The following is a 9043-nucleotide window of genomic DNA, read 5'->3' on the forward strand; positions in this document are numbered from 1 at the left end:
CCGTGGGATTTTTCAGCAGCCTGCTAAAGGGCGGAAAAACTCTCGCTCAAACCGAATGAAAAACAGGGAGGGACATCACGTTTGATTTTCTTGGCGGGTTCGGCCAATGGCTGCCGCCAACACCGACGGTTGCGCGCGTGATATGAACATGTGTTCGTAGTGCGCTACAATCGGCTGATTTCTCAAACTGTACCGATGGTACGACTTTCCCTTTGCACGATGGCGATCCGATGTGACGACACTCAGCCTCATCACGACGACCTATAATAGCGCAGCCACCATCGCCGACACGATGCGTTCGGTCGCGGCGCAGACGTGTCAGCCGATCGAGCATCTGGTGATGGATGGCGGGTCCAAGGATGCCACCCTCAATATTGTTCGTCGCGAAGGTACAAGCGGACTGCTCGTCGTGTCAGAACCGGACAAGGGCTTTTATGATGCTTGCAACAAGGGTATAGCGCGGGCGGGCGGTGAAGTCATCGGATTCATCAATTCTGACGATTTCTATGCCCACGATCGCGTCGTTGAACATGTCCTCGATGCGTTTGCCGATCCGCAAACCGACGCGGTTTATGGCGATCTAGTCTATGTCGATCAGGCGGATCCAGATCGCGTCGTTCGACTCTGGCGGTCAGGGGCTATTACCCCTCGGTCGTTGAGACAGGGGTTCATTCCCGCGCATCCAACGGTGTACCTGCGCCGATCAGTATACGAGCGGATGGGGGGGTTTGACCTCAGCTATCGCCTTGCAGCCGACTACGAGTTTCTGCTGCGCATCTTCAGGGACGGCGCACTGAAGACGGTCTATCTTCCCGAGATTATGGTGCGGATGCGGACCGGGGGAGCAACTGGCGGGGGGTTGGCTGATATCCGCCGCCAGAACGACGAGATTCTCGCCGCACGAGAAAGACACGGCGTAACTTGCTCGCGAGTGGGCTTTTTCCTACGCAAGCTCGCGAGCCGGACGAGGCAGCGAGTCGACGGCAGATCCGTGCGCTTGCCCGCTACCAGCTGGCGCGCATGATCGCGGGGCGCCGCGTGCTGGCGATCGTGCCCGCACGGGCAGGGTCAAAAGGTCTGCCCGGCAAAAACGTGCGGCTTCTCCACGGCAAGCCGTTGCTCGCCTGGCCGATCACGGCCGCACGCGGCTCGACCCATGTCGACCGCATAATCGTTTCGACCGACGACGCCGGTTATGCCGCGATCGCCGCGGCGCATGGTGCGGAGGTGCCGTTCCTACGTCCAGCTGAACTCGCCAGCGATACCGCGCCGTCGATCGGCTTCATCCTGCATGCGCTCGATACGCTGGCAATCAGTGGCGAAATATACGATTACGTCGTGCTGCTCGAGCCGACTTCGCCGCTGACCGAGGCAGCGGATGTCGATGCGGCGCTGAAGCAGCTCGTCGCGGCCAGCGATCTAGCCGATGCGATCGTCGGCGTGGCACCGCTTGAGGCTTCACATCCGGCCTTCGCGGTCCGACGCGACGAGGCGGGCACCATCCGGCCGCTGCTAGCTGAGACGTTCGGTGGGCTACCCCGACGTCAGGATTTGGAGCCAGTGTTCGCGCTCGATGGGACACTTTATATCTCGACGGTGCAGGCACTCAGACGCGAGCGCGGCTTCGCCCATGCCCGTACGCTCGGCTACGTCACCGACCGGTTCAAGGCGCTGGAGATCGACGAACTAGTCGATTTTCTTTGTATCGAAGCACTGATGATGCATCGCAACGCGGCTAGGAACGACTAATCCGAGGCAGGCCGGTCGATGAAGACCCTGACACGACCAGCGTCGCTGCGGGATGCGATGGACTTTCGAAGCCTTCAACGTCTATTGACCCGTTGAAGCGCAGTCAGCCGGGTGCCGGACCGGCAGGTGTGACAGCAAGCAACGCGAGGATTCTAAATGCGTAAATGCGTGCGGTGTCTGACGCCGGAAACGGTGGACACGATTACTTTCGATGAAGACGGCGTATGTAGCGTTTGCCGTCAGATCGAGTTCAAGAAGGATAGAATTGACTGGGATGCGCGCGGGCGCGCGCTCCAGGAGCTGATAGACGAATACAAGAACAAAGGGCTTTATGACTGCATTGTCCCTTATTCAGGCGGCAAGGATTCGGTTTTTCAGCTCTATTACATCATCAAGGTTCTTAAGCTGAAGCCACTGGTTGTACGCTTTAATCACTGGGGCTATCGGCCATTGGTTGAAGAGAACAACACTTCGGTTTTCAAACAGCTTGGCTGCGACGTAGTTGAATTCACTCCAAACTGGCATGTCGTACGCGAAACGATGCTAGAAGCGTTCAAGCGGCGTGGCGATTTCTGCTGGCACTGTCACACCGGCATTTATGCCGGCGTTATGCAGATGGCGGTGCGTTTCGAGACGCCACTGCTGTTCTGGGGTGAGAGCACCGCCGAATATCATAGCTGGTACACTTACGAGGAGATGGAAGAGGTCGACGAAAAGCGCTTCAACCGCTTGATGAACCAGGGCATCACCGCCGACGACATGTTCGAGTTCCTGCAGGGTCGCGTGGAACGGCGCGACCTATGGATGTTCGACTATCCCAAACGCAAAGACCTGATCCGGCTCAAGGTTCGCTCAATCTGCCTTGGCAACTATATCGAATGGGATACCCAGGCGAACGTCCGGCTTATCAAGGACAAATTGGGCTGGAAGGGGCAGCAAGTTGAGGGTGTGCCGCCCGAATATGATTATGAGAAAATAGAGTGCAAGTTCCAAGGAATGCGCGACTATTCAAAATTCGTAAAGCGCGGCTACGGGCGCGCCAACCATTTGCTATCGATCGACATTCGTAACGGTCGTAAGACCCGGGAGGAAGCTGAAACGGTCGAACAGCAATATGACGGTAAGCGCCCGGCCTCGATGGACTGGTTTTTGGAAAACCTGAAGATGACCGAACAGGAGTACTACGATATCCTGAAGCCGCAGGAAGTTCACCCGTGGCGGTTCGACCCAACACAGGTCGAGTCTGGTCCGACGATGCCGGATTTCGATCAGTGGGACAGCACTGACATGAGCAACGTGCCACTAGGGCCGGAAAAGCGCTGAGGCGCTTTTCCTCCATGGCAGTAGCCGAAGCGTCATGAAGCCATCTTTCCGCTCCCGCTCACTGACGGGCAACCATATTGATCGGCCCATCCTTCGGCCTAGCCTGTGTTTCGTCCTTCTGTGCATTTTCTTGGCGTGCCTGTGGCTAGCGGGGGGAAGCTCCCGCGCCGATGTGCCGGGACAGGTAATAGTACGAGTTGCAGCCTGGGTTGCGCTAATCACGGCCATCCTGTTTGGCCCTGCGCCGGTGCCGGGTACGGCAAGGCCGGTCGTCCTGCTGGTGGCGGCCACCACGTTGTTGACCCTGTTCCAACTGGTCCCGCTGCCGCCTGCGATCTGGCAGGCGCTGCCCGGACGCGCCGTATTTGCACAAGCCGTAGCGTTGAGTGGCGAACCGCAGCCGTGGCGCCCCCTGGCGATCGTCCCAAGCGCCGCAATCAACGCTGCCGGATCCCTGATTGTACCGGTCGTGACGCTTTGGCTGATCCTTGGATTGAAGCCAGCCGAGAAAGCCTGGTTACCCGCCATCATGCTCGGACTAATTGGGACATCTGCCCTTGTCGCAGCACTGCAGGCATCGGGGGTGCGATTCGACAATCCGCTCATCAACGAAAGACTCGGCGAAGTCAGCGGCATGCTGGCGAACCGCAATCATTTCGCGTTGTCGGCGGCGCTTGGTTGCTTATTGGCACCGGTTTGCGCTTTCCGGAACGGGCACTTGACGGGATGGCGCGGTACCGCCGCACTGGGCATGGTCCTGCTGTTCATCCTCACTATCTTGGCAAGTGGCTCGCGTGCAGGCCTAGTGCTTGGCACCATAGGGATCGTGCTGGGGCTAGCGATGGTACAGCGTAACATCCGTCGACTGCTGGTGAACCGGCCGCGCTGGGTATTTCCGACCGTCATCGTCGCCGTCATTGTATTGGTCACGGTCGTGATCTTGCTTAGCGTCGCTGCGGATCGCGCAGTGTCGATTCAACGCATTTTTGCCATCGATGCCAAGCAAGATTTGCGAGCACGCACCCTGCCCACGGTATTGGCTATGATATGGACCTATTTCCCGTTCGGGATCGGGGCGGGCGGTTTTGATCCCCTGTTCCGGCTACATGAGCCGTTCGCGTTATTAAAGCCGACCTATTTCAACCATGCGCATAACGACCTCTTTGAAATCGTGCTTACCGCTGGCCTGCCCGGTCTTACGCTACTGTTGGTAGCATTGGCGTGGTGGATCGCCATGAGCCTGCGCGCCTGGTGGGGCCGCGGAGACCTTATGTCAGCCAGGCTCGGCTCTACGATGCTGCTGCTGATCGTCATTGCCAGCCTGTCCGATTACCCTGCCCGCACGCCTATTATCATGGCGACGATCGTAATCGCTGCGACATGGCTTGCGGGGGTTCGGGAAGGTCGAGACGAGCGCGCTTTACCCTAGAATGGCGAGCGTCTATAGCCGCCGTGCTTTTCCCGTCAGTCCGGAACTCATCACGCGTATGCGTAAAACATACTTGCTCGTCTTTCTTGCGATCGCGCTGTCGGGATGCGGTGGGAGGCAGCCGCTACAGTCGACCAGCAGGCTCACGGTTATACCGGACAGCGCACTATTGCCCGCACCAAGCCGCGGCGACCTCACCGTTGCCGATCGTCCGTCACTAATCGGCCCGCTCGACACGATTCAGGTCGACGTCTTCAATGTGCCGGATCTCAGCCGCGAAATGCAGGTCGATGCCAGTGGACGCATCTCGATGCCGCTGGCCGGTACGATTGATGCGCGCGGCAAGACCGCCGACGAACTGGCGCGCGCGATCGAGGCGTCGCTGCGCGGACGTTATGTCCGCAACCCGGAAGTTACTGTCAACATCAAGAGCTCTGTTAGCCAAGTGGTGACGATCGACGGCCAAGTCGTCGAGCCGGGGTTGTACCCGGTAACCAACCAAATGACGCTGCTGCGCGCAATCGCATCCGCCAAGGGCTTTTCGGAGTTCGCGCGGGAAAACGATGTCATCATCTTGCGTACCGTCGACGGGCGACGGATGGCAGGACTCTACAACGTCGACGCTATCCGGCGGGGGGCCTATGACGATCCGTCGGTCTACGCCAATGACGTGATTGTTGTAGGTGACTCCCCGCAGCGTCGACTGTTCCGCAACGTGGTGTCACTCGCCCCGCTTCTCGCAGCACCGCTTATCGCTGTCCTGCAATAAGGTCCGTCATGAACCTCGTTACATCGAACCCGCTTGGCGGCATGTCGAATGCCGTTGGCACCCTTGCCGATCCGCATACCGTTGACGCCAATCACTCATCGCTGATCCGGCAGTATCTGCGGGTGGCCATGCGCTGGCGCTACGTGATCTTGGGCATCACGGCCGCCTGCACCCTGATCGGCCTGATCGCAACGTTGCTAATGACCCCAATGTACACTGCGGTCACGACCGTAGAGATCGCGCGCGAATCGAACAAGGTCACCGACCTGCAGGGTGTTGAACGCGATGCGAGCGTTTCTGATCAGGAATTTTACCAGACCCAATATGGGCTGCTAAAGTCGCGATCACTTTCAGAGCGGGTCGCGATGCAATTGCGTCTGGTCGACGATCCCGCATTCTTCGAACAGTTCGACGTGTCACGCAACGACCCTGCATTCCAACTCGTCGGCGACCGCTACCCAGCCTCGGGTCGGACAACACGGCAGCGCGTGGCTGGTGAAGTGCTGCGCGCGCATCTTGGCGTCACGCCAACACGGATGTCACGGCTAGTTGAAATTAGCGTAACCACGCCCGATCCCGCCCTTTCTACTAAAATCGCCAACACCTGGGCGGATAATTTCATCCAGACCAATCTGGAGCGCAAGGTGCAGGCGACCTCCTACGGCCGCAACCTCCTCCAGCAGCAATTGTCTCAACTCAAGGTTAAGCTGGACCAGTCACAGCGCCAATTGGTCGGATACGCTTCGGCTGAGCGGATCATCAATCTGCCGGCACAATCGATCGATGGCAAGACGACGTCGGAACGCTCGATCGTCGCCGACGATCTCGCCGCTCTTAATGCGGCACTTGGGCAGGCGGTGGCCGAACGAATTCAGGCCGAAGCTCGTTACCAACAGGCAGGTCGCGGCGGTGCTTCGACTGAAGCCTTGGGCAACCAAGCGATCAACAGCCTGCGGCAGCGGCGCGCAGAGCTTGCGGCCGAATATCAGCGGCTCATGACCCAGTTCGAGCCTGAATATCCTGCTGCGAAGGCAGTTAAGTCACAACTCGACCAGCTAGATCGTAGCATCGGACGAGAGGAAAGCCGCGTATCTGGCTCGATTGAAGCGGATTATCGTCAGGCACAGGATCGTGAGCGTGCGCTACAGGTCAAGGTTGACCAGCTCAAAACTAGCTATCTCGATTTACGCCGCCGTAGTATACAATATAACATCTATCAGCAAGAGGTGGACACCAACCGTGTACTCTATGACGGGCTGCTTCAGCGCTTCAAAGAAATCGGCGTCGCAGGCGGTGTTGGCGTCAATAACATCTCTATCGTCGATCCTGCCGACGTGCCCCAAAAGCCGTCGAGTCCAAGGCTGTTCATCAATTTGGTAATTGCGTTGATAGTCGGTGTCGGGCTCGGCGTTATTGCCGCGCTGGCACTGGAACAGATCGACGAGGCCATTGCTGATCCCGCAGAAGTGGAACGCCGATTGGGAATGCCGCTGCTGGGATCGGTACCCAAAGTTACGGGCGGCACACCCAAAGAGGCACTGCTTGATCGCAAGTCCGACTTATTTGACGCATATTTGGCGGTGCAGACCAACCTTGCTTTCTCCACCGAACATGGGGTGCCGCGCTCGTTTGCAGTCACTTCGACGCGCCCGGCCGAGGGCAAATCGACGACAGCGCTGGCACTCGCCACGACACTTGCACGGGCACATCGTCGGGTCATTCTGGTCGATGGCGACATGCGTTCGCCATCGATCCACGAGTTAGGCGGCGTTGGTCACGATCATGGCCTTAGCAACTTCCTGGCGGGGCAGGACAATATCGAAGCGCTGACCTTCGAGATGACAGATCTCGGCTTTACAGCGATGTCGGCCGGACCTATTCCTCCAAACGCCGCCGAGCTGCTGACCGGCAACCGACTATCGCTTCTGATTGCGCGACTGCTGGAACAATATGACCATGTGGTGATCGATTCCCCGCCGGTGATGGGGCTTGCCGATGCGCCGCTAATTGCAAGCCGTGTCGAGGGCATCATCTATGCGGTGGAGTCACACGGTATCCGCTCAAGCATGGTTCAGACCGCACTTGCACGCCTGCGTACTGCCAATGCGCGGATATTTGGCGGCGTGTTGACTAAGTTCGAGGCGCGCAAAGGACATCTCGGCTATGGTTACGAATATGGCTACGGCTACGGTCGCGAAGACGCCGGGAAAGCGACGCTCGGCTGATGCCTCGGGGTGGCTCGCCTGCGCCGCGATCCAAGAGATCTTGGGTAATTCGTGGGATAGCGGCGGTATTTACTTTTGTCGCTGGCAGCATAAGCGTTTCACAAACCCTGGCACAGATTATTCAGACCGCCGCCCCGGAACGCGCCCATGTTCTGGCACCGGGCGATGGCCAATTAACTGCTTCGCTGGCGAACAATCGCTTCATAGCCGAGGCGGCGTCAGGGCAATCGACCCGGCGGCCCATCAACTTGGCGCGTCTGGCGCTAAGGCAGGATCCAACTGCGATATCGGCAGTGTCGACGCTGGGGTTGGATGCGCAGATGCGCGCCGATCTGCCAGCCGCCCGAAGATTATTCGCCTATTCGCGCATCCTATCGCGCCGCGATCTTTCGACCCAGCTCTGGAGCATCGAGGATGCCGTTGCGCGCGGCGATATCCCGGGGGCGCTGAAACATTACGACACTGCCCTGCGGGTATCGCGCACCGCGCCTGATTTGCTATTTCCGGTGTTGGCGTCGGCGCTCGCCGATCCGGCGGTGCGAGCAGCGACGATCAAAATGCTTGCCGACAGGCCCAGCTGGAGCGACGCCTTCATTAGCTATCTCGCCAGAAGCGATCTTGATCCACGGGTCACCGTAGGCTTGTTTGCAGAGCTGCACCGGATCGGTGTTCCCGTTTTCGAGGAGGCCCGGGTGAGCGCGACTAATGCACTAATCGCACGCGGCTTTACCGATGCGGCATGGTCCTATTATGGGCTGATTCACCCCGACGCAGACCGGTCTAGGTCGCGTGACCCTCGTTTTTTAGCCAACCCGAAAGTGCCGTCGTCGTTTGACTGGGTGCCAACAAGCGATACCCGTATCATAACCTCGCTCCAACGCGGCGACCGGGGTGGCGTCTTCGACTTCGCAGTATCCAGCGGTACGGGAGGCGTGATGCTTCGGCAAATGCAGATGCTACCGCCGGGTAAATATGGCCTGATCGGACGTGGTACGGGCATTGACCAATCGTCGGATTCTCGTCCCTATTGGTCATTGGCTTGTGAGGATGGCCGCGAATTGGGGCGCGTAGTCATGCCGAACTCCGCCGATGCCAACGGCCTGTTTGCAGGCAAGTTCGTCGTACCCCTTGGCTGCCCCGTGCAGACGCTGGCCCTCATCGCTCGTCCATCGGATGCGGTAGAGGGTGTGGCCGGACAGATAGATCAAGTGCAGCTCGGGCCGATGCGCCGATGACGGGACGGTCGATACCCGATGTGATGAGTTATGCGATACTCTGGATCGCCTTATCAACGGTTCCTGCGATGGCACAGGACAGCCGCCCAGCGGCCAGTGCAGTGGGTAGCAGGCTCGACACCACACCGTTGAAACGGAACGACAACCGAATCCAGAACCGCGTCCAGTCGCGAATCCGCAACCGCATCGATCGCTATTACGATCCTCAAGCAAACGCCACCTCACCATTCAAGGTTGCAAGCGATCAAGGTCGTGCCGTTGGCAGGCCGCCGGGACGCTAACCGTCCTGGCGCGCATTGCCGATCAACCGGTC

Annotated in this window: 7 protein-coding genes; all 7 read left to right on the plus strand. The window is 58.8% G+C overall.

The features are described 5' to 3' along the window. The first annotated feature begins 232 nt into the window (after positions 1 to 232). Complete coding sequence (locus QU44_RS16300) at positions 233 to 1024, plus strand: glycosyltransferase family 2 protein (protein WP_033923472.1); 792 nt, start codon at positions 233 to 235, stop codon at positions 1022 to 1024. Next, positions 1021 to 1749 carry an acylneuraminate cytidylyltransferase family protein gene (locus QU44_RS16305; RefSeq protein ID WP_033923473.1) on the plus strand — a complete coding sequence of 243 codons (729 nt, stop codon included), beginning with the start codon at positions 1021 to 1023 and terminating at the stop codon, positions 1747 to 1749. Before QU44_RS16300 ends, QU44_RS16305 begins: the two co-directional genes overlap by 4 nt. A 156-nt stretch (positions 1750 to 1905) precedes the next feature. Next, the gene (locus QU44_RS16310) at positions 1906 to 3072 is read left to right on the plus strand and encodes an N-acetyl sugar amidotransferase (protein ID WP_033923474.1); all 1167 of its coding nucleotides are present in this window, start codon (positions 1906 to 1908) and stop codon (positions 3070 to 3072) included. 280 nt (positions 3073 to 3352) lie between these two features. Next, complete coding sequence (locus QU44_RS16315; protein ID WP_197054363.1) at positions 3353 to 4501, plus strand: O-antigen ligase family protein; 1149 nt, start codon at positions 3353 to 3355, stop codon at positions 4499 to 4501. A 1-nt stretch (position 4502) separates the two neighbouring features. Next, positions 4503 to 5270, plus strand: coding sequence for a polysaccharide biosynthesis/export family protein (locus QU44_RS16320; protein ID WP_231621787.1), 768 nt, complete (start codon positions 4503 to 4505; stop codon positions 5268 to 5270). A gap of 8 nt (positions 5271 to 5278) precedes the next feature. After that, positions 5279 to 7495, plus strand: a complete 2217-nt coding sequence (locus QU44_RS16325) for a GumC family protein (RefSeq protein ID WP_033923476.1) — start codon at positions 5279 to 5281, stop codon at positions 7493 to 7495. Between the two features lie 320 nt (positions 7496 to 7815). Then, a complete protein-coding gene (locus QU44_RS16330) occupies positions 7816 to 8730 on the plus strand; it encodes a hypothetical protein (protein ID WP_156141244.1) in 915 nt (304 codons plus the stop codon). The last annotated feature ends 313 nt before the right edge of the window (positions 8731 to 9043 follow it).

The sequence above is a fragment of the Sphingomonas sp. 37zxx genome, assembly GCF_000786205.1.
Lineage (GTDB): Bacteria > Pseudomonadota > Alphaproteobacteria > Sphingomonadales > Sphingomonadaceae > Sphingomonas.

Excerpts from the sequence above, each read along its gene's own strand:
- QU44_RS16310 (WP_033923474.1), top strand. The coding sequence starts at position 1,906 with ATGCGTAAATGCGTGCGGTGTCTGACGCCGGAAACGGTGGACACGATT.
- QU44_RS16325 (WP_033923476.1), top strand. The coding sequence starts at position 5,279 with ATGAACCTCGTTACATCGAACCCGCTTGGCGGCATGTCGAATGCCGTT.
- QU44_RS16320 (WP_231621787.1), top strand. The coding sequence starts at position 4,503 with ATGGCGAGCGTCTATAGCCGCCGTGCTTTTCCCGTCAGTCCGGAACTC.
- QU44_RS16305 (WP_033923473.1), top strand. The coding sequence starts at position 1,021 with ATGATCGCGGGGCGCCGCGTGCTGGCGATCGTGCCCGCACGGGCAGGG.
- QU44_RS16330 (WP_156141244.1), top strand. The coding sequence starts at position 7,816 with ATGCGCGCCGATCTGCCAGCCGCCCGAAGATTATTCGCCTATTCGCGC.